This is a genomic window from Bradyrhizobium neotropicale, assembly GCF_001641695.1.
GTDB lineage: Bacteria > Pseudomonadota > Alphaproteobacteria > Rhizobiales > Xanthobacteraceae > Bradyrhizobium > Bradyrhizobium neotropicale.
Genome location: NZ_LSEF01000028.1, coordinates 264,402 through 284,396, shown reverse-complemented (window position 1 = coordinate 284,396; position 19,995 = coordinate 264,402). Strand labels below are relative to the sequence as shown.

The window sequence follows — 19,995 nt, the reverse complement described above, 5'->3', positions numbered from 1 at the left end:
GAAGTCCCCGTTCCGCCTCAGTCGGTAATGAAGCCGTAGGTGCCGCGGTAATTCCGCGCCGGTTCGGTCCGGCCAGGCACGCCGTAGATGCGATTGATGTTGCCGATCAGCTCGGCCTGCGGATCGGCGGGTGCGGCAAAGCCGTCATCCGGACGCGACAGGTCCTTCTGCGCCACTGCGCGCACGATATAGGGCGTCACGATCACGACCAGCTCGGTGGTGTTGTTGACGAAGTCGCGGCTGCGGAACAGCGTGCCGAGAATCGGCAGCTGCATCAGCCCGGGCAATCCGCTGACCGCCTGCTTGGTCTGATCCTGGATCAGGCCGGCCATCGCCATGGCGCCGCCGGAGGGAATTTCGAGCGAGGTCTCCGCCCGACGGGTCTTGATCGAGGGCACCGTCAGCGAGTTCACCGAGGTCGAGGTCACGGCCTGCGACAGGGTGACCGAATTTTCGTTGGACAGTTCCGAAACTTCGCTCATCACCCGCAGGCTGATCTTGCCTTCGGTCAGCACCACCGGGGTGAAGTTGAGCGAGACGCCGAACTTCTTGAAGCTGATCTGGGTGGTACAGACATGCGTGGTGGGATCGCACGCATAGCCGGCCGGCACAGGAAATTCGCCGCCGGCGATGAATGTCGCCGATTCACCCGAGATCGCGGTCAGGTTCGGCTCGGCCAGGGTGCGGATCACGCCTGCGCTCTCCATCGCGCGCAGAGTGGCCTGCACCGAAGGGGCTCCGCCGAACTTCGCGGTCAGATTGTTGCCGTCGACGAGATTGCGGCCGAGCGCGGTGAACGGGTTGGAGTTGGTGAAGGTCACCACCGACGTGCCGTAGTTGAGGCTCGCCGAGAGGTCGATGCCGAGCTGCTTGACTATGCTGCGTTGGACTTCGGCGACCGTCACCTTCAGCATGACCTGGTCGCGGCCGCGGACCACGATCGAGTTCACTACCTTGTCGGAGCCGCCGGCGAGCCGCGCGGCGAGATCGTTGGCCTGCTGCGCCTCGACGGGGTTCGCCGCCGTACCGGTCAGGACGATGCCGTCGCCGAGACCGTCTATCTGGATGTCGGAATTGGGCAGAATTTGCTTCAGCGCGGCACGAGCGCCGTTGAGGTCGCGCTTGACCGCGATGTCATAGGCCGCGATCTGCTGACCGGCGGAATCGAAGAACACGATGTTGGTCTGGCCGACGGAGGCGCCGATGATGTAGGCGCGCTGCGCCGAGCGCACCACCGCATTGGCGATCTTCGGGTCGGCGACCAGTACGTCTTTGATGTCGCGCGGAAGGTCGATCACGATCGACTTGCCGACGCCGAGCGACAGGAAGCGCGCGTTCATCTGGCCGTCGGTGGCGACCGGCGCCACGGGGCGATAGTCGGCGGCGACCACGGGCGTGAGCGCCGGATTGAGCGTCAGCGCGGCCACGGCGGAAAACGACAGGGCGCGGAGCACCGCGGTCCGCAGCTTCGCCGTGTTGACCTTGCATGTCATCTCGCAAGTCCTCATCGTGCTTTCGCCGTCTGACTTTGAATGCCGTAGCGAATGATCGAAACACCCTCGCGGTTCTGCGAGGACTCATCGAGCGTGATCTCACTCATCTTGACGTCGGCGATGCTGCGTAGTGCCAGCGACAGCGTGCCGCTCTGGCGAGCGGCCGAAAGCAGCCTGGTCTGCACGGGATTGAGCTCGAGGGTGACGGTCTTGCCGACCACCGCGCTCTGCCCGTCCTTCTCCTTCGGCGCCTGGTCGATGGCCAGGACGCGGACATTGACCAAAATGATCTCGGAGGTGACGATGTCCTGGCCGCCGGCGCTCTGGTCCGGATTCTTGAGGCGGCGAGTCAGAAGCACGTCGACGCGGTCGTTAGGCAGGATGAAGCCGCCGGCGCCCGTTTCCGGCGAGATCTCGGTCGAGACGGCGCGCATGCCGCTCGGCAGGATTGCTGCCATGAAACCGGAGCCCTCGGCCTTCACCAGCTTCTGGTCGCGGATCGGCTCGCCCTGGATGAAGGGCGCCCGGGCGATCGAACCGGTGACCTGGGTCACGCCCTCGGGGCGTTCGTTGCGGCGGATGAAGGTGGGGCTGGCGGTCGCTGCCGGCCAGGTCTGCCATTGCACGTCTTCCGGCTTCACTGTCTGGCCGAGGCCGATGTCGTTCTTGGCCACCAGCACGTCGACGGTCGGAAGCTGCGCGACCGGAGCGGCGGGGGGCGGCGCAGAATTGTCCGAACCGCTCGCGAGGTACGCGGCGACACCGCCGGCGCAGATAGCGACCGTCAGGACGACAATGCGTGCCCTATTCATACGCTTCACTTTCCAACAAGAACGCCGCGACGCTGCCGCCGCCGTGATGGGCAGTTGAGCAGCTATTCGTCAAAGCATGGTTAATGAGGCGTATCTAAATCGCCTTAACGCCGGGTTTATGCCGTGCGTTCAGCGCAGTGCGAGGTGGACGAGATCGATCGCCTTCACCCACTCGGTGTCCGGGTAGACCATCAGTGCGCTCGTCGCGAGCGCGATGCCGTAGGGGATGCCGCTCTCCTTGGCATGCAGCCGCGCCAGCCAGGCCTGGCCGGCAAGCCCGTACGGCAACGGCCACTGCCTGAACTGGAGCAACAGCAGCGTGAGCGCCCCGCCGAACAGCGAGGCGTAGAGCAGGAAGTTCATCAGCTGCGCGAAGCCGAACCAGAGCGCGACGGAGGCAGCAACCTTCGCGTCGCCGCCGCCGACCCAACCCATCGCGAAGCAGGTGAAGGCCACCACCAGCATGAGCGCGCCGGCGCCGACATGGGTCAGCATGTCGTAAGGTGCCATGCCACCGGCAATGGCGAGCACGAAGAAGCCAGCGACCAGCGCCAGCGACACGCGGTTCGAGATCGTCATCGTGAAGAGATCGCTCGCCGCCGCGAACGCCATCAGGGCCGGGAACAGCATAAGGCGCGCGAGGTCGAGGATCATGGGCTGCTTCCTGGGATCAGCGCATCTGTCGCGGGATCGGGGCGTCGCCGCACGCTAGCGGGGAGTGCTAAACAAACCGACAACGGCGATCGCGACCTCGACGCCGGGAAAATCCAGGTGCGGGCTGACTCACCAGATGCTGGCAATTCGCGCCGCGAGCGCGACCACCGCGAGCAGCAGCGCGAGGCAAACCCAGTAGGCCGGCGCGTCGGTCCGCACCGTTTCCGCTTCGTTTGCCGCAAACGCGGCATCGGTCCTGTACTTACGCAACACTACGGGAACTCGATGTATCCAGAAAAACAAAGGCCCCGGAGGTCCGGGGCTTTTGCTGCGGCCTGTCCGCCGCTTATTTCAGCGAGGAGCTGATCGAGCCGAACTTCGCGTTCATCGTGGTGCCGAGGCTGTTGACCACGGTGATGATTGCGAGCGCGATGCCAGCGGCAATCAGACCGTATTCGATCGCGGTGGCACCGGATTCATCCTTCACGAAACGCGCAATAAGGTTCTTCATGAGCTAAACTCCATCTCAGGTGTGTCGGCCTCGGTCAGGCGCTGTCCTCTACGCGCTCGAAGATGGGAGTCGAGCTCTTTCGGTAGGGTTAATCCGATTGCGTAAACTCGAATGCTGGGCGATGCTTTTCGCCAGAGTGAATTTGACCTTAAGACATCCGCGGAATCCGATCCTGTTCGCGGCGCACCGAAAGGTAACCGGCGGCGGCTTCACCCTCCCTTAAAGTTCGCAGAGTACGCCTGAAGGCGCCACGAACTGGAAGGAATGGCGACGATGTCGAGCCTGCCCATGCAAGTCGCCTTGATGCTCGGCGAGACCATCGAGAAGGTCGTGCCCATCACGCTCCTGCTCGCACTGGTGTTCACGGTGCTCGAGCACTTCTGGGCCTGCAATCCCGGCGCGCCGTGGTGGCGCAAGCGGGAGATCGTGACCGACATCTGCTACTGGTTCTTCGTTCCGGTGTTCGCCCGCACGATGCGGATCGGATTGTTGATCGTCGGCGCCAGCGTCGTCTTCAACATTCACGATGCAGACGAGCTCATCGCCTTCTACGACAACGGCCACGGCCCACTGTCGCAGCTTCCGCTGTGGGTGCAGGGCGCACTGTTCCTGGTCCTCTCCGATTTCATGCTGTACTGGCTGCATCGGCTGTTTCACGGCGGCGGGTTCTGGAAGTACCACGCGATCCATCACTCCTCGGAGGAGCTCGGGTGGATCTCCGCGGCCCGCTTCCATCCCGTCAACCTCATGCTCGGCACGATCGGCGTTGACGTCGTGCTGCTGATGGCCGGCATTTCGCCGAACGTCATGATCTGGGTCGGCCCGTTCACCACCTTCCATTCGGCATTCGTGCACGCGAACCTGAACTGGACCTTCGGGCCGTTCAAATACGTGCTGGCGACGCCGGTGTTCCACCGCTGGCACCACACCTCGCTCGAAGAGGGCGGTGACACCAATTTTGCCGGGACCTTCCCGATCTGGGATGTGCTGTTCGGCACCTTCCGTATGCCGGAGGGTGAACTGCCGCAGGAATACGGCAAGGACGAAGCGACGATGCCGAAGGAGATCGCGGGCCAGCTCGCTTATCCTTTCCGTCAATAGCAATGGTCCGGCCTGAAGCGCCGTAAAACGCAAGGCCGTTCAAACAATAGTCGGCAAATTTGCGGAACGTTCACGAATTAAGGGCAGGTTAGCGGGGTCGGGCGCCGGCTCCGCCTCGGTATCGCTTCTGCCGGTATGTGACGTCCCGGGAGTAGAGTATGCGTAAAGAGTTGCTGCGCCGTCATGCGCGCGTCTGTCTTCTGGCCGCGGCCGCCGTGCTGGCGTCACCCGCTGCCGGCCTTGCCGAATCCAGTGCCGACACCATTGCCGTCAATGTCGATCAGGCCAAGCTCGTCAGGCTGCCGGGCAAGGTCGCCACCATCGTGGTCGGCAATCCCCTGATCGCCGACGTCACGCTCCAGCCCGGCGGCATGATCGTCGTGACCGGGAAGGGCTACGGCGCCACCAATTTCATCGCGCTCGACAGGGCCGGCGAGATCCTGGTCGACCGCCAGATCCAGGTCGAGGGCCCGAGTGACCGGCTCGTCACCGTCTATCGCGGGATCGAACGCGAGTCCTATAGCTGCATGCCGATCTGCCAGCGCCGCGTGACGCTCGGCGATAGCGACAACTTCTTCAACACCACGATGAGTCAGGCCGGCTCACTGAGCAACTCCGCCAGCGGCAACGCCGGCGCGGCCGCCAAGACCAACTAAAGAGACCAACTGACAAAGCCAGCAGGCAAGTCATCCGGGCGGGATCGATGGGTCTCGCTCGGATGCTTTCATGCGCGCGGAGGATGATGCGTGCCGCACACCAGCGTGGTTAACGCATCGTCAAGGGCGCGGTCCGCCGCGGACGGATTGTCTGAAACACTTAAACAATCAGTTTTCGCTATTGATCGGGCATCGCAACTGCTGGGGAATTTGACGCGATGCCATCGCCTGCACCTTCGAGGTTCACGCTCCGGACCGCGCTGCGCCGCTTTCGCGGCAACCGCCGTGGATCCGCGGCCGTCGAGTTTGCGCTGGTCGCCCCGATGTTCTTCGCGCTCCTGTTCGCGATCATCGAGACTGCGCTGATGTTCTTCGCGAGCCAGGTGCTCGAGACCATCACGCAGAATTCCGCGCGCGTGGTTCTGACCGGCCAGTCGCAGTCCGGCACGGTGGCGCTCTGTGCGGTGAACTCCGTGAGTACACCGTGCACGCAGGCGACGTTCAAGAACTACGTCTGCAGCCAGATCCCGGCGCTGTTTGACTGCAACAGTCTCATCGTCGACGTCGAGAGCTATTCAAACTCCTTCGCATCGATACCTGCCGCCGCCAAGCTTGATGCGTCCTGCAATCTCAACACCACCAGCATGGGATTCAGTCCCGGGACCTCCAGCCAGGTCGTCGTGGTGCGGCTCTACTACATATGGCCGCTTTTTGTGACCGGCCTCGGCTACAACATCTCCTGCAACAATAAGTTTCTTCTCGTTGCGTCGGCCGTATTCCAGAACGAGCCCTTCTAACACTGTCGGATCTGAGCAGAACCATGCAGGCGATTGTGAAATTCTTGCGAGATGGCCGGATGTCTGCAAGCGAGTTCCTTGCGGACAGCAGGGCGCTCGCTGCGACCGAATTCGCGATGATCGTGCCTCTGATGCTCGTGACCTTCTTCGGAACGGTCGAGCTTTCGTCTGGGGTGGCGATCGACCGCAAGGTCACCTTGATTGCACGAACCCTGTCCGATTTGACGTCGCAGTCCGCGGGAACGGTAACCGACGCGAACCTGCAGAACACGTTCACGGCGAGCATCTCGATCGTGGCGCCTTACGACGATACGCCCGTGAGCGGCACGATCGCTCAGATCTATATCGACGCCAACAGCAAGGCGGTCATTCAATGGAGCAAGTCCGCCATCATCACGAGCGGTGCGACGCAAGCCACGTTGACGGCTCCGCCTCCGGCTCTGGCGGCTAACACCACGGTCACCACGATGATTCCGCCAACGCTCCTGATTCCGTCGACCTACCTGATCTTCAGCCAGGTTAGCTACACCTACACGCCTTCGGTCAAATTCGTCTTGAAGACGGGCATCACGCTGAGCGATGTGTCTTACACGCGGCCGCGCCAGGCTGCTTGCATCGCCTATGGCGGCGTACCGACGGCGTGCTGAAAATCGGACGATGAGCGAGCTCGCCGGTATCGGCGAGTAGCGTCGCATGAAAAAAGGCCGTGCGTTGCGCACGGCCTTTTCCTTTGGTTGGTTCGCACGAGCCGATCAGGGCCTTAAGGCCCCGGGGCTCAACCGGCGGTGCGGAGGTTGTCCGCTGCCGACTTGCCCGAACGGCGATCGGCGACGATCTCGTAGGAGAGCTTCTGGCCTTCGCGCAGCGTGCCGAGACCGGCGCGCTCCACGGCGCTGATGTGAACGAACACGTCGGCGCCGCCATCGTCCGGCGCAATGAAGCCATAGCCCTTGGTCGCGTTAAACCACTTCACGGTTCCCATGCTCACGGGGGTAGTCCCTTCTCAAATATGCAGTGTCTGAGCCCGCTCGCGCAGGCAGGTTAGATCGAATTTTTGGAAGGGTCGTCAGCGTGTCTGAACCGGCTGTACCGGTGGATGCTAATGTCGTCCGGCCGAAAATCGATTGCTTGATTTTATTGGAAATAGGGCTTCAAAACAATCCTGACGCGCACGATTTTTTGATCGGCCGCGATTCGCGCGGCCGATCAGCATACAGGTCAGCATTCTAGTTCCGCGCTTAGGCGCCAGAGGGCTGGTTAGCGGCGGCGGAACTGACCTCCGCGCGCAGCACCCCGCGGCGGGCCGCCGGGCGTCGAGGGACGTTCGTCCTTGTGGCGGAAAATCAGGCGGCCCTTCTCCAAATCATAGGGCGACATCTCGACCGTGACGCGGTCGCCCGCCAGGGTCTTGATGCGGTTCTTCTTCATCTTGCCGGCGGTGTAGGCCACGATCTCGTGCCCGGTGTCGAGCTGGACGCGGTAGCGCGCATCGGGGAGGATTTCGGTCACCAGTCCTTCGAACTGGATCAGCTCTTCCTTAGCCATTTGATTGGTCTCCAGGTCGTGGACGGCTAGTGCGAATGTGGATTGCGGTTCGGTCGGCCGTTGGGACGACTCTCGCGACGCAAAAAGGCAACGCCTTGTATTCCATCAGGCTTGCCGGCGCTATGCGCGGGACGCTGTTCCGACCGATCGGCTGGTGAGGAGTTCACCTTACCACCGGAACGACGGCGGCGGCGAGACCCCTTCGACGACTTGTGGGCATCGCCGGGCCGGCCATCAACAGGTCTGCCCTCGACATGCCGTCCTTCGCCATGCCGACCATCACCGTGTCTTGCGCCCTGCGGCCGCTGGCCAGGGCGACCGGACCGGCCCGGCCGGTGGTGCTGCGAAGCCGCGGGAGACGGAGCATGAGCGGCCTCGCGGCCGGCATCGGTGCGATGATCCTCCCGCGGCAGCGCCACCCGGATCAACCGCTCAATGTCGCGGAGATAGCTAAGTTCCTCGCCGCCCGCGACCAGCGAGATCGCAGTGCCGTCGGCACCGGCGCGCGCGGTGCGGCCGATGCGGTGCACATAGGTCTCGGGGACGTTGGGCAGGTCGAAATTGATGACATGGCTGATGCCGTCGACGTCGATGCCGCGGGCGGCGATGTCGGTGGCGACCAGGGTGCGGATCTCGCCGGACCGGAACTGGGCGAGCGTGCGCTCGCGATGGTTCTGCGACTTGTTGCCGTGGATCGCGTTGGCGGCGATGCCGGCCTTCGCCAGCGTCTTCACGACCTTGTCCGCGCCGTGCTTGGTGCGGGTGAAGACCAGCGCGCGATTGATCGGCTCGTCCTTCAGGAGCTTGGTCAGGAAGGCGGGCTTCGCCGAGAAGTCGACCTGGAGGATGCGCTGGTTGATCCGCTCGGCGGTCGAGGAGACCGGGGTCACCGCGACGCGGGCGGGGTCACGGAGCATCGAGTCCGCAAGCTCGGCGATGTCCTTCGGCATGGTGGCCGAGAAGAACAGCGTCTGCCGCTTGATCGGCAGCTTGGCGACGATTTTGCGGATGTCGTTGATGAAGCCCATGTCGAGCATGCGATCGGCCTCGTCGAGCACGAGGAACTCGACGCTCGAAAGCTTGAGTCCGTTGCTCTGCACGAGGTCGAGCAGGCGACCGGGGGTCGCGACCAGGACCTCGACGCCCTGCATCAGTGCGCGGACCTGACGGCCCATCGGCACGCCGCCGATGGCGAGCGCCGAGGTGAGGCGGATGTGGCGGCCATAGGCATTGAAGCTGTCGAGGATCTGGCCGGACAGTTCGCGGGTCGGCGACAGCACGAGGACGCGGCAAGTCTTGGCCTGCGGCCTGATGCGGTTCTCGAGCAGGCGGTGCAGGATCGGCAGGGCGAAGGACGCGGTCTTGCCGGTGCCGGTCTGGGCGATGCCGACCACGTCGCGGCCGGTCAGCGCCAGCGGGATGGTCTGGGCCTGGATCGGCGTGGGGGTGACGTAATTTTCTTCACGAAGCGCGCGGGCGATGGGTTCGGCGAGGCCGAAGTCCTGAAACGAAGTCAAAAGAGGGGTTCTTTCATGTCAAAAGCGAACGCCCGGCGCAGTCAGCGGGGCGCGCGCAAAAGGGTGTCGAGAAGACACCTGCGTGTTTGGGGTGTCGGATGGCTTGGGTGATATGGGGCAAGCCAGAGGCCCGAATGGGCTTAAGAACACGCGGCTCGCAACGAGCCCTTGATTCGCAAGAACTCTCGCCCGTCATATGGAACATCGAGGGGGCGCTTTCAAGGCAGGTAGCCCGGCATTGCTGATTGCAGTGCAAAAATAGTTATGCCGGAAATTTAGACAGAAGCACTGTTTTGCTCAAAAATTAGACTGATTGCCGCATTAGCATACATTTCATTCGCTCAAGTTTTGAGCAGCCTGACTGCGGCGAAACTTCGATTTCGCGGAAATTCAAAAGATAAAACAACGGCTTATTGGGTGATCAACCCATGGCATGGTTCTTGCGAATCCGTTAATCGCTGGCGGCCGTGGGGCCGTTCGCAGCGTTTTTCACGTCTGCGTCAGGGAGATGATAGACCCATGCTTACCAAATCCACTCACGATATAGCGGCGTCATTTAGCCGCCGCGGCGTGCTCGCCGCGACCGCCGGACTGATGCTCGGTCTGGCTTCCTTTACCGGTGCGAAGGCTGCGGACGACACCATCAAGGTCGGCGTGCTTCATTCCCTGTCCGGCACCATGGCCATCAGCGAAACCACGCTGAAGGACACCATCCTCTTCCTGATCGACGAGCAAAACAAGAAGGGCGGCGTGCTCGGCAAGAAGCTCGAGGCCGTCGTCGTCGATCCCGCTTCCAACTGGCCGCTGTTCGCCGAGAAGGCGCGCGAGCTGATCACCAAGGACAAGGTCTCGGTCGTGTTCGGCTGCTGGACCTCGGTGTCCCGCAAGTCCGTGCTCCCGGTGTTCAAGGAGCTGAACAACATCCTGTTCTACCCCGTGCAGTACGAGGGTGAGGAGAGCGAGCGCAACGTGTTCTACACGGGTGCTGCGCCGAACCAGCAGGCGATCCCTGCCGTCGACTACCTGATGAAGGAAGAGAAGGTGAAGCGCTGGGTGCTCGCGGGCACCGACTACGTCTATCCGCGCACCACCAACAAGATCCTGGAAGCCTATCTGAAGTCGAAAGGTGTCGCCCAGGAAGACATCATGATCAACTACACGCCGTTCGGTCACTCCGACTGGCAGACGATCGTGGCCGACATTAAGAAGTTCGGCTCGGCCGGCAAGAAGACCGCGGTGGTCTCGACCATCAACGGCGACGCCAACGTTCCCTTCTACAAGGAGCTCGGCAACCAGGGCATCAAGGCGAAGGACATCCCGGTGGTCGCGTTCTCGGTGGGTGAGGAAGAGCTCGCCGGCATCGACACCAAGCCGCTGGTCGGCCATCTCGCCGCCTGGAACTACTTCGAGTCGATCAAGAATCCGGCGAACGAGAAGTTCATCAAGGACTGGCAGACCTACACCAAGAATCCGAAGCGCGTGACCAACGATCCGATGGAAGCGCACGTGATCGGCTTCAACATGTGGGTGAAGGCAGTCGAGAAGGTGAAGTCGACCGATCCGGACAAGGTGATCGACGCGCTCCCCGGCATCGAAGCGCCGAACCTGACCGGTGGCGTATCGAAGATGCTGCCCAACCACCACATCACCAAGCCGGTGTTCATCGGCGAGATCAAGGGCAACGGCCAGTTCGACGTGGTCTGGAAGACTCCGAGCCTCGTTCCGGGCGACGCCTGGTCGAAGGAGCTCGACGGCTCCAAGGACCTGATCGGCGACTGGGTCGAGAAGAAGTGCGGCAACTTCAACGTCAAGACCAACAAGTGCCTCGGCTCGGGATCCTGATCCAGGAGCACTCGACCAAGGCCTGACGGCCCATTGCACGCGAGGAGAGGGCGGCGATCCCGCCGCCTTCTCCACCCATTTCTGCCGGGGTTTTTCACTGTGCCAGCCAAACTGTCCGCTCGTCTCTGCTCGCTTCTGCTCGCATTGCTCCTGGTCGCGTTCGCGCTGCCGGCTTTCGCCGGTCCGTTCGAGGATGCGGTCGCCAAATTTGCCAACGACGAATTCTCCGATACGGAGGAGGCGATCGGCGTGATCGCGAGCAGCGGCAATCCGCTGGCCTTTTCGATCATCAGCGCGCTCCAGGACGGCCGCCTGATGGCCGATCCCGACAGCAAGAAGGTCTATGTCACTGGCACCGACGGCAAATCGGTCGACGCCGCGACCGGACAGCCGGTCGCCAGCGTGCCCGACAGCGCCAGCGCGGTCCGCCTCAATAACCGCCTGCGCCGCAGCGTCGATGCCGCGCTCGGCAGCCTGACGCTGCAGTCGCCGGATCTGGCGACGCGCCTGCAGGCCGCGCAATCCGTGTTCAAGTCGCATGAGGAGACGGCGCTCGATGCCGTCGAGAGCGCGCTCGCCAAGGAAACCAACAGGTCGGTCAAGTCGGCGCTGGGCGAGGCCCGCGCGGCGATCCTGCTGTACAAATCCGACGCCACCGAGGTGCAGAAGCTCGAGGCGGTCGCCACCATCAAGGCGCGCGGCGACCAGGAAGCGCTTGCGCTCCTCACCGGCATCGGCGGCGACCAGCCGGCTTCGGTGACCAAGGCGGCAGCAAGCGCGATCGGATCGATCCAGAGCTCGCTCGCGGTCTGGTCCACGGTGCAGAACGCCTGGTACGGCCTCTCGCTCGGCTCGGTGCTGCTGCTCGCGGCGATCGGGCTTGCGATTACCTTCGGCGTGATGGGCGTCATCAACATGGCCCATGGCGAGATGGTGATGATCGGGGCCTACACCACCTTCGTGGTGCAGGAGGTGATCCGCACCCGCTATCCCGGCCTGTTCGACTATTCGCTGCTGATTGCCGTGCCGCTTGCCTTCCTCGTCGCCGGCGCGATCGGCGTCTTGATTGAGCGCAGCATCATCCGCTTCCTCTATGGCCGTCCCCTGGAGACGCTGCTGGCGACCTGGGGCCTGTCGCTGGTGCTGCAGCAGGCCGTGCGCACAGTGTTCGGCCCGACCAACCGCGAGGTCGGCAACCCCTCCTGGATGAGCGGCGCCTTCGAGCTCGGGCAGATCACCATCACGTACAACCGGCTTTGGATCCTCGTCTTCACGCTCGCTGTGTTTGCGATCCTGCTCGCCATGCTGCGCTACACCGCGCTTGGCCTCGAGATGCGCGCGGTGACGCAGAACCGCCGCATGGCGGCCTCGATGGGCATCGCCACCTCGCGCGTCGACGCGCTGACCTTCGGCCTCGGCTCGGGCATCGCCGGCATCGCTGGCGTGGCGCTGTCGCAGATCGACAATGTCAGCCCCAATCTCGGCCAGAGCTACATCATCGACAGCTTCATGGTCGTGGTGTTCGGCGGCGTCGGCAATCTCTGGGGCACGCTCGTCGGCGCCTTCACGCTCGGCATCGCCAACAAGTTCCTGGAGCCGGTCGCCGGCGCCGTGCTCGGCAAGATCGCGATCCTGGTTCTGATCATCCTGTTCATTCAAAAGCGCCCGCGCGGCCTGTTCGCGCTCAAGGGCCGTGCGGTGGAAGCATGACCCCTCACATGCTCACGCGATCGCTGGACCGCGGCGCGACGATCTTCCTCGCCATCGTCGCGGCCTGCGGGATCCTCATCCCGCTCTCCAACCTGCTGCTGCCGGCGGGCTCGTTCCTTCAGGTGCCGACCTATCTCGTCGCGCTGTGGGGCAAATATGTCTGCTACGCCATTCTGGCGTTGTCGATCGATTTGATCTGGGGCTATTGCGGCATTCTCTCGCTCGGCCACGGCGCCTTCTTCGCGCTCGGCGGCTACGCGATGGGTATGTACCTGATGCGGCAGATCGGCTCCCGCGGGGTCTACGGCAATCCGATCCTGCCGGACTTCATGGTGTTCCTGAACTGGGAGAAGCTGCCCTGGTACTGGTACGGCTTCGACATGTTCTGGTTTGCGGCGCTGATGGTGCTGGTGGTGCCGGGCCTGCTCGCCTTCTGCTTCGGCTGGCTCGCCTTTCGCTCCCGCGTCACCGGCGTGTATCTGTCGATCATCACGCAGGCGATGACCTATGCGCTGCTGCTCGCGTTCTTCCGCAACGATTTCGGCTTCGGCGGCAACAACGGCCTGACCGACTTCAAGGACATCCTCGGCTTCAACGTCCAGGCCGAGGGCACGCGTGCGGCGCTGTTCGCGCTGAGCTGCCTGGCGCTGATCGTCGGCTTCCTGGTCTGCCGCGCCATCGTCTCCTCCAAGCTCGGCAAGGTGCTGATCGCGGTACGCGATGCGGAGTCGCGTACGCGCTTCCTCGGCTACCGCGTCGAATCCTACAAGCTGTTCGTGTTCACGGTGTCGGCCTGCATGGCCGGCGTCGCTGGCGCGCTCTACGTGCCCCAGGTCGGCATCATCAATCCGAGCGAATTCGCGCCGGGCAACTCGATCGAGGCGGTGGTCTGGGTCGCGGTCGGCGGCCGCGGCACGCTGATCGGCGCCGCGCTAGGCGCCGTCGTCGTCAACTACGCCAAGACGTTCTTCACCTCCGGCATGCTGGCGCCGTACTGGCTGTTCATGCTGGGTGCGCTGTTCATCCTGGTAACGCTGCTGTTGCCGAAAGGCATCGTCGGCACCTTCAATTCCTGGTGGGAGTCGTCCAGAGAAAAACGCCTGGCCGGGGTCGCCGCGAGCGCCGCGGCTGAAGATGGCATCACCGAGCCGAAGCTGGCGGAGAAGCGGTCATGAACGTCATGGACACCCGCGCGACTTCCGCAATGCTCTATCTCGACGGCGTGCACGTCTCGTTCGATGGCTTCCACGCCATCAACAATTTGTCGCTGACGCTCGAGCCCGGCGAGATGCGCGCCATCATCGGCCCGAACGGCGCCGGCAAGACCACGATGATGGACATCATCACCGGCAAGACCAAGCCCGACGAGGGCACTGTGCTGTTCGACGGCGTCACCGACCTGACGCGGCTGGATGAGACTCGGATCGCCGAGCTCGGAATTGGCCGCAAATTCCAGAAGCCGACCGTGTTCGAGAGCCAGACGGTTCAGGACAATCTGCTGCTCGCGCTCAACGTCGATCATTCCGTGCGCGGAACGCTGTTCTGGCGCGGCAGCAGGGCGGAGTCGGAGCGCATCGACAAGGTGCTGGAGACGATCCGCCTTACCGACGCGCGCAACCGCCTCGCCGGCAGCCTCAGCCATGGACAGAAGCAGTGGCTCGAGATCGGCATGCTGCTCGCGCAGGATCCGAAGCTGCTGCTGGTCGACGAGCCCGTTGCCGGGATGACGGATGTGGAGACGCATCTCACCGCGGAGCTGCTCAAGGAGATCAACAAGACCCACACCGTCATGGTGGTCGAGCACGACATGACCTTCGTGCGCGAGCTCGGCGTCAAGGTCACCTGCCTGCACGAAGGCTCCGTGCTTGCGGAGGGCACCATCGACCAGGTCTCGTCCAACGAGCGGGTCATCGAAGTGTATCTGGGACGCTGACGCATGCTCGAGGTCAAGGACATCAATCTCTTCTACGGCGCGGCACAGGCGCTGCGCGGCGTCTCGATCTCGGCCGAGCCGGGCAAGGTGACCTGCGTGCTCGGGCGCAACGGCGTCGGCAAGACCTCGCTTTTGCGCGCCATGGTCGGCCAGTATCCGATCTCGTCGGGCTCGATCGTGTTCGACGGCAGCGACATCACCTCGCTCAAGCCCTATGAGCGGGCGCGCAAGGGCATCGGCTTCGTGCCGCAGGGCCGCGAGATCTTTCCGCTGCTGACGGTCGAGGAGAACCTCAGAACCGGCTTCGGTCCGCTCAAGCGCGAGGACAAGCACATTCCGGACGACGTGTTCTCGTTGTTTCCGGTGCTGGAATCCATGCTCGGCCGGCGCGGCGGCGACCTCTCCGGCGGCCAGCAGCAGCAGCTCGCGATCGGACGCGCCCTGGTGATGCGGCCAAAACTGCTCCTGCTCGATGAGCCGACCGAGGGCATCCAGCCCTCGATCATCAAGGACATCGGCCGTGCCATCTCCTACCTGCGCAACCTCGGCAACATCGCCATCGTGCTGGTCGAACAATATCTCGACTTTGCCTGCGAACTCGGCGACAGTTTTGCCGTGATGGACCGCGGTGCGGTGAAATTCACCTGCGACCGCAGCAATCTCGATCCGGGCGAAATCAGCCGCCAGATGGCGCTGTAGGCCGGGACATTCTGCGGCGACCGGCTGGGGAGACGGATGCGCAGCGAGCTATCAGCCAATTCTTCTGAGTTGGAGTCTTCCGTGTTCGAAGCCAACCGCGCCCGCGGCGCGGTGCGGTTCGACGTGCATGCCAGGGATGGCGTGACGCGGCGTGGCGCCCTGCATGAGTCCGGCTCCCTGCGCGTGCGATTTCCCTCGCCGGAGGGCGAGGGAATGTCCGGCGTCTTTGTCAACACGGCTGGCGGTGTCGCCGGCGGCGATAGCTTCGACATCGAGATCACGGCGACCGATGCCGCGCGGCTGACGCTGACCACGGCGGCCGCGGAAAAGATCTATCGCGCGCCTGGGCCGGCGGCGCAGCTCAACATCGCCTTGAAGGTCGGCGCTGGCGCGCATCTTTCCTGGCTGCCGCAGGAGACGATCCTGTTCGATCGCGCGCGCGTGCAGCGCCGCTTCGACATCGAGCTCGATGAGACCGCGTCGCTCCTGCTTTGCGAGATCGTGGTGTTCGGCCGCACCGCCATGGGCGAGCGCATGGAGCAGGGCGAGTTCGTCGACCGCTGGCGCCTCTCCCGCGGCGGCAAGCTGGTGTTTGCCGAGACCGTCAGGCTTGACGGCGACATCGGCAAGAAGCTCGCGCGGCCAGCGGTCGCCAAGGGTGGGGCTGCGATCGGCACGGCCCTGATCGTGCCGGGCGACGAGGCTCTGGTCGAGCGCATCCGCGAGGCGGCGGACTCTTTTGCCGGCGAGGTCGGGATATCCGCCTGGAACGGCTTTGCAATGGCGCGCTTCTGTGCCCAAGATGCGGCGCGCTTGCGCGCCGACATGATGGCGGTGCTGGCGCGCACGGGTGCGGCCTTGCCGCGGCTGTGGCTGAATTGATGATGTGAAGGGAAGAGATTTCGCATGAACCTGTCTCCCCGCGAAAAGGACAAGCTTCTGATTTCGATGGCGGCCATCGTGGCGAGACGGCGGCTCGACCGCGGCGTCAAGCTCAACCATCCCGAGGCGGTTGCGATCATCTCCGATTTCATTCTCGAAGGCGCGCGCGACGGCCGCACCGTCGCCGAACTGATGCAATCCGGCGCCCAGGTGCTCACCCGCGACCAGGTGATGCCGGGTATCCCCGAGATGATCCACGACATCCAGGTCGAGGCGACCTTTCCGGACGGGACAAAACTCGTCACCGTGCACGAGCCGATCAGGTAGGAGCGCAACATGATCCCCGGTGAACTCTTCATCCAGGACGGCGAGATCGAGCTCAACGCCGGCCGCAAGACCGTGACGCTGACGGTCGCCAACACCGGCGACCGCCCGATCCAGGTCGGCTCGCACTACCATTTCTTCGAGACCAACCCCGCGCTGAAGTTCGACCGCAAGAAGGCGCGCGGCATGCGCCTCGACATCGCCGCCGGCACCGCCGTCCGCTTCGAACCCGGCCAGACCCGCGACGTCCAGCTCGTCGCCATGGCCGGCAAGAAGACCATTTACGGTTTTCGTGGCGACGTGATGGGAAAGCTGTAGGGCAAGGCCGAGGCGAGTGCCGTGATCCACAGTGAGGTGAGCACAGCTGTCTCGCTCCCTCCCCCCTTGCGGGGGAGGGTCGGGGAGGGGGGTGAGCCCCGGGCTCTGGCAGGAGTGATCGTGCACGCTCGCGCAAGTCAGTTGCGTGGCGAAATTGATTTCACTGAGAGCGCTGCCCTCACGATTCTGCAGGCTGCGGAGCAAGGTGCACCCCCCTCCCTGCCCCTCCCCCGCAAGGAGGGAAGGAACGGAGAGGCCGTGTTCAGGAACGAAGTACGTAACGGCACGGTTGAGGCGCAAACGGAGGTTCTTGCCATGCTGTCACCCGTCCGCCTCATCTCTGAAGCTGCCGAGCTTGCCACGCGCCGACACAACGGCATGGCGCGCAAGGGCCGCGGCAATGAGCCTTACATCAATCATCTGGCTGAGGTCGCGAACCTGCTTGCGGCCGCGACCGATGGTGCCGACGCCGAGCTGGTCGCGGCCGGCTGGCTGCATGATTCGATCGAGGACACCGACACCACGCGCCAGGAGCTCGCGCAGAAGTTTTCCGAGCGTGTCGCCGCGCTCGTGGTCGAATGCACCGACGACATGAGCCTGCCGAAAGCCGAGCGGCGGCGCCGGCAGGTGGTGGATGCGCCGAGGAAGTCGGCCGGCGCCAGGCTGATCAAGATCGCCGACAAGATCAGCAATATCGGCGCACGCATCCACTCGGAACCGACCCCCGAAGAGCGCGAAGACCTCGTCGACTATCTCAGCTTCTCCGAGAAGGTCGTGGCTGGTTGCCGCGGCACCAATGTGGTGCTGGATCGCATTTTCGATGAAACAGTCTCGCTTGCGAGGAGCACGCTGTGAGTGCTGCCACGGGATCTCGTGCAAACGGGTACGTCCTGCGAGTGGTCGGTGCGTTCATCGCTTGCCCGGGTATTCTTTGCTGTATCTGCGGAGCAGCCTTCGCAGATGAAACGAAATGGCGCCTGGCAAAGCCCGTCGGCGACACGCTGATGCTCTATACGGCGGACACCGATGAGGCGACCGATGCGCTTGGAGCTCTCGTTCTTGAGTGCCAAGCCGGTTCGGGCCTTGCGAAGGTCGACAAGGTCATCGTGGACAAGAACGAGAGGAGCGCGATCGCCAAATTGGTCGTCGACGACAGTTATCCAACCGTGGAACTCAATCCCGGACCTGAGAAATCAAGTCTTGACGCGATTACCAGTTCGGACGTCAGCGGCTGGGGATACCGTTTTCAGATCAGCACGGATGCGCCGGCGTTCGACCTGTTCAGCAACACGGGCATTCTCAAGTTCAAGATCGGCGGCAGTTCGATTCAGTCCGGTATCAAGGCCGGTCTCGACAAGATAACCGAATTTCAAACAGCCTGTAGCAAGCCACTCGACAGACCAAAGGCTTCAAAATGACATCCAGAATTTCCCGACGCGTCTATGCCGACATGTTCGGCCCCACCACCGGCGACAAGGTGCGGCTGGCCGACACCGACCTCATCATCGAGGTCGAGAAGGATTTCACCAGCTATGGCGAGGAGGTGAAGTTCGGCGGCGGCAAGGTCATCCGCGACGGCATGGGGCAGTCGCAGGTCACCAACCGGCAGGGCGCGGCCGACACGGTCATCACCAATGCGCTGATCGTCGATCACTGGGGCATCGTGAAGGCCGACGTCGCCATCAAGGACGGCATGATCTCGGCGATCGGCAAGGCCGGCAATCCCGACATCCAGCCGGGCGTCACCATCATCATTGGCCCCGGCACCGACGTGATCGCGGGCGAAGGCAAGATTCTCACCGCCGGTGGCTTCGACAGCCACATCCACTTCATCTGCCCGCAGCAGATCGAGCACGCGCTGATGAGCGGCGTCACCTCGATGCTTGGCGGCGGCACCGGTCCCTCGCACGGCACCTTCGCCACCACTTGCACGCCGGGCCCCTGGCACATCGCGCGAATGATCCAGTCGTTCGACGCTTTCCCGGTCAATCTCGGTATCTCCGGCAAGGGCAACGCCTCGCGGCCCGCCGCGCTGGTCGAGATGATCAAGGCCGGCGCCTGCGCGCTGAAGCTGCACGAGGACTGGGGCACCACGCCGGCCGCGATCGACAACTGCCTGTCGGTTGCGGACGATCACGACATCCAGGTGATGATCCACACCGACACGCTGAACGAATCCGGCTTCGTCGAGGACACGATCAAGGCCTTCAAGGGCCGCACCATCCATGCCTTCCACACCGAAGGCGCCGGCGGCGGTCATGCCCCCGACATCATCAAGGTCGCAGGCCTGAAGAACGTGCTGCCGTCCTCGACCAACCCGACGCGGCCCTTCACCCGCAACACCATCGACGAGCATCTCGACATGCTGATGGTGTGCCACCACCTCGATCCCTCGATCGCGGAAGACCTCGCCTTTGCCGAGAGCCGCATCCGGAAGGAGACCATCGCAGCCGAAGACATTCTGCACGATCTCGGCGCGCTCTCGATGATGTCCTCGGACTCGCAGGCCATGGGCCGGCTCGGCGAGGTCATCATCCGCACCTGGCAGACCGCGGACAAGATGAAGAAGCAGCGCGGATCGCTGCCGCAGGACGAGGGCAAGGACAACGACAACTTTCGTGTCAGGCGTTACATCGCGAAGTACACCATCAATCCGGCGATCGCGCATGGCGTCTCAAAACTGATCGGCTCGGTGGAGAAAGGCAAGCTCGCCGACCTCGTGCTGTGGTCGCCCGCCTTCTTCGGCGTCAAGCCGGACTGCATCATCAAGGGTGGCTCGATCGTGGCGGCACCCATGGGCGATCCCAACGCCTCGATCCCGACGCCGCAGCCGGTGCATTATCAGCCGATGTTCGGCGCCTTCGGCAAGGCGCGGACGGCATCTTCCGTCGTCTTCACCTCGAAGGCCGCCGTCACCGGCGGGCTTGCGCGGAAGCTTGGTATCGACAAGAAGCTCTATGCGGTCCAGAACACCCGCGGAAAGATCTCCAAGAAGAGCATGATCCATAACGACGCCACGCCCAAGATCGAGGTCGATCCGGAGACCTACGAGGTCCGCGCCGACGGCGAGTTGCTCACCTGCGCGCCCGCCGAGGTGCTGCCGATGGCGCAGCGATATTTCATGTACTGAAATAGCGCCTCAACACATGTCCCAAAAGTATGTCCCGCGGGCAGGTCCGGAGGCAGCTTTTCCCGATTTGC

The 19,995-nt window shown here is 63.5% G+C and carries 23 protein-coding genes; 15 read left to right on the top strand and 8 right to left on the bottom strand.

The genetic code is table 11. From position 1 onward, the window contains the following. Nucleotides 1–17: 17 nt before the first annotated feature. The 5 genes from AXW67_RS07245 to AXW67_RS07230 all read right to left on the bottom strand — a co-directional run bounded on the left by AXW67_RS07245 (nucleotide 18) and on the right by AXW67_RS07230 (nucleotide 3,470). Nucleotides 18–1,493, bottom strand: coding sequence for a type II and III secretion system protein family protein (locus tag AXW67_RS07245; RefSeq protein ID WP_063677284.1), 1,476 nt, complete (start codon nucleotides 1,491–1,493; stop codon nucleotides 18–20). An 11-nt stretch (nucleotides 1,494–1,504) separates the two neighbouring features. Then, the gene (gene cpaB, locus AXW67_RS07240; RefSeq protein ID WP_027553962.1) at nucleotides 1,505–2,305 is read right to left on the bottom strand and encodes a Flp pilus assembly protein CpaB; all 801 of its coding nucleotides are present in this window, start codon (nucleotides 2,303–2,305) and stop codon (nucleotides 1,505–1,507) included. A gap of 129 nt (nucleotides 2,306–2,434) precedes the next feature. Then, nucleotides 2,435–2,959 (bottom strand): A24 family peptidase, encoded by a 525-nt coding sequence (locus AXW67_RS07235; protein WP_027553961.1) that lies wholly within the window; start codon nucleotides 2,957–2,959, stop codon nucleotides 2,435–2,437. Between the two features lie 129 nt (nucleotides 2,960–3,088). After that, nucleotides 3,089–3,229 carry a hypothetical protein gene (locus AXW67_RS42655; RefSeq protein ID WP_198024755.1) on the bottom strand — a complete coding sequence of 47 codons (141 nt, stop codon included), beginning with the start codon at nucleotides 3,227–3,229 and terminating at the stop codon, nucleotides 3,089–3,091. 76 nt (nucleotides 3,230–3,305) lie between these two features. Continuing rightward, a complete protein-coding gene (locus AXW67_RS07230; protein WP_027553960.1) occupies nucleotides 3,306–3,470 on the bottom strand; it encodes a Flp family type IVb pilin in 165 nt (54 codons plus the stop codon). Between the two features lie 273 nt (nucleotides 3,471–3,743). On the opposite strand from AXW67_RS07230, the gene AXW67_RS07225 reads away from it, so the two are divergent. From AXW67_RS07225 to AXW67_RS07210, 4 genes are all read left to right on the top strand, one after another. Further along, nucleotides 3,744–4,571 (top strand): sterol desaturase family protein, encoded by an 828-nt coding sequence (locus AXW67_RS07225; RefSeq protein WP_027553959.1) that lies wholly within the window; start codon nucleotides 3,744–3,746, stop codon nucleotides 4,569–4,571. Nucleotides 4,572–4,729: 158 nt separating this feature from the next. Beyond that, nucleotides 4,730–5,227, top strand: coding sequence for a pilus assembly protein N-terminal domain-containing protein (locus tag AXW67_RS07220; protein ID WP_063677283.1), 498 nt, complete (start codon nucleotides 4,730–4,732; stop codon nucleotides 5,225–5,227). A 218-nt stretch (nucleotides 5,228–5,445) separates the two neighbouring features. Continuing rightward, nucleotides 5,446–6,024: a TadE/TadG family type IV pilus assembly protein gene (locus AXW67_RS07215; RefSeq protein ID WP_027553957.1), complete on the top strand. Its 579-nt coding sequence runs from the start codon at nucleotides 5,446–5,448 to the stop codon at nucleotides 6,022–6,024. Nucleotides 6,025–6,083: 59 nt separating this feature from the next. Further along, entirely contained in the window at nucleotides 6,084–6,671 is a 588-nt protein-coding gene (locus AXW67_RS07210; RefSeq protein WP_245315444.1) for a TadE/TadG family type IV pilus assembly protein, read from the top strand. A 128-nt stretch (nucleotides 6,672–6,799) separates the two neighbouring features. Here the strand turns inward: AXW67_RS07210 and AXW67_RS07205 are convergent, their stop codons facing one another. From AXW67_RS07205 to AXW67_RS07195, 3 genes are all read right to left on the bottom strand, one after another. Beyond that, complete coding sequence (locus AXW67_RS07205; RefSeq protein WP_027553955.1) at nucleotides 6,800–7,012, bottom strand: cold-shock protein; 213 nt, start codon at nucleotides 7,010–7,012, stop codon at nucleotides 6,800–6,802. A 269-nt stretch (nucleotides 7,013–7,281) separates the two neighbouring features. Then, nucleotides 7,282–7,569 (bottom strand): translation initiation factor IF-1, encoded by a 288-nt coding sequence (infA, locus tag AXW67_RS07200; protein ID WP_027553954.1) that lies wholly within the window; start codon nucleotides 7,567–7,569, stop codon nucleotides 7,282–7,284. A gap of 26 nt (nucleotides 7,570–7,595) precedes the next feature. Beyond that, nucleotides 7,596–9,086 (bottom strand): DEAD/DEAH box helicase, encoded by a 1,491-nt coding sequence (locus tag AXW67_RS07195; protein ID WP_027553953.1) that lies wholly within the window; start codon nucleotides 9,084–9,086, stop codon nucleotides 7,596–7,598. 519 nt (nucleotides 9,087–9,605) lie between these two features. On the opposite strand from AXW67_RS07195, the gene urtA reads away from it, so the two are divergent. The 11 genes from urtA (at nucleotide 9,606) to ureC (ending at nucleotide 19,924) form a co-directional block, all read left to right on the top strand. Further along, nucleotides 9,606–10,928 (top strand): urea ABC transporter substrate-binding protein, encoded by a 1,323-nt coding sequence (gene urtA / locus AXW67_RS07190; RefSeq protein WP_063677281.1) that lies wholly within the window; start codon nucleotides 9,606–9,608, stop codon nucleotides 10,926–10,928. A gap of 99 nt (nucleotides 10,929–11,027) precedes the next feature. Next, nucleotides 11,028–12,638: an urea ABC transporter permease subunit UrtB gene (gene urtB, locus AXW67_RS07185; RefSeq protein WP_063677280.1), complete on the top strand. Its 1,611-nt coding sequence runs from the start codon at nucleotides 11,028–11,030 to the stop codon at nucleotides 12,636–12,638. Then, nucleotides 12,635–13,813, top strand: coding sequence for an urea ABC transporter permease subunit UrtC (urtC, locus tag AXW67_RS07180; RefSeq protein ID WP_063677279.1), 1,179 nt, complete (start codon nucleotides 12,635–12,637; stop codon nucleotides 13,811–13,813). Before urtB ends, urtC begins: the two co-directional genes overlap by 4 nt. Continuing rightward, entirely contained in the window at nucleotides 13,810–14,571 is a 762-nt protein-coding gene (urtD, locus tag AXW67_RS07175) for an urea ABC transporter ATP-binding protein UrtD (protein WP_027553949.1), read from the top strand. Before urtC ends, urtD begins: the two co-directional genes overlap by 4 nt. 3 nt (nucleotides 14,572–14,574) lie before the next feature. Further along, complete coding sequence (urtE, locus tag AXW67_RS07170) at nucleotides 14,575–15,270, top strand: urea ABC transporter ATP-binding subunit UrtE (protein WP_027553948.1); 696 nt, start codon at nucleotides 14,575–14,577, stop codon at nucleotides 15,268–15,270. 36 nt (nucleotides 15,271–15,306) lie between these two features. Further along, nucleotides 15,307–16,152 (top strand): urease accessory protein UreD, encoded by an 846-nt coding sequence (locus AXW67_RS07165; protein WP_063677278.1) that lies wholly within the window; start codon nucleotides 15,307–15,309, stop codon nucleotides 16,150–16,152. 24 nt (nucleotides 16,153–16,176) lie between these two features. Further along, nucleotides 16,177–16,479 (top strand): urease subunit gamma, encoded by a 303-nt coding sequence (locus AXW67_RS07160; protein ID WP_027553946.1) that lies wholly within the window; start codon nucleotides 16,177–16,179, stop codon nucleotides 16,477–16,479. 12 nt (nucleotides 16,480–16,491) lie between these two features. After that, entirely contained in the window at nucleotides 16,492–16,794 is a 303-nt protein-coding gene (locus AXW67_RS07155; RefSeq protein WP_430648703.1) for an urease subunit beta, read from the top strand. Nucleotides 16,795–17,109: 315 nt separating this feature from the next. Continuing rightward, nucleotides 17,110–17,649, top strand: coding sequence for an HD domain-containing protein (locus AXW67_RS07150; protein WP_063677277.1), 540 nt, complete (start codon nucleotides 17,110–17,112; stop codon nucleotides 17,647–17,649). Continuing rightward, the gene (locus AXW67_RS07145) at nucleotides 17,646–18,212 is read left to right on the top strand and encodes a hypothetical protein (RefSeq protein WP_145927459.1); all 567 of its coding nucleotides are present in this window, start codon (nucleotides 17,646–17,648) and stop codon (nucleotides 18,210–18,212) included. The genes AXW67_RS07150 and AXW67_RS07145 overlap by 4 nt, the downstream gene beginning before the upstream one ends. Continuing rightward, nucleotides 18,209–19,924 carry an urease subunit alpha gene (gene ureC / locus AXW67_RS07140; RefSeq protein ID WP_063677276.1) on the top strand — a complete coding sequence of 572 codons (1,716 nt, stop codon included), beginning with the start codon at nucleotides 18,209–18,211 and terminating at the stop codon, nucleotides 19,922–19,924. Before AXW67_RS07145 ends, ureC begins: the two co-directional genes overlap by 4 nt. The last annotated feature ends 71 nt before the right edge of the window (nucleotides 19,925–19,995 follow it).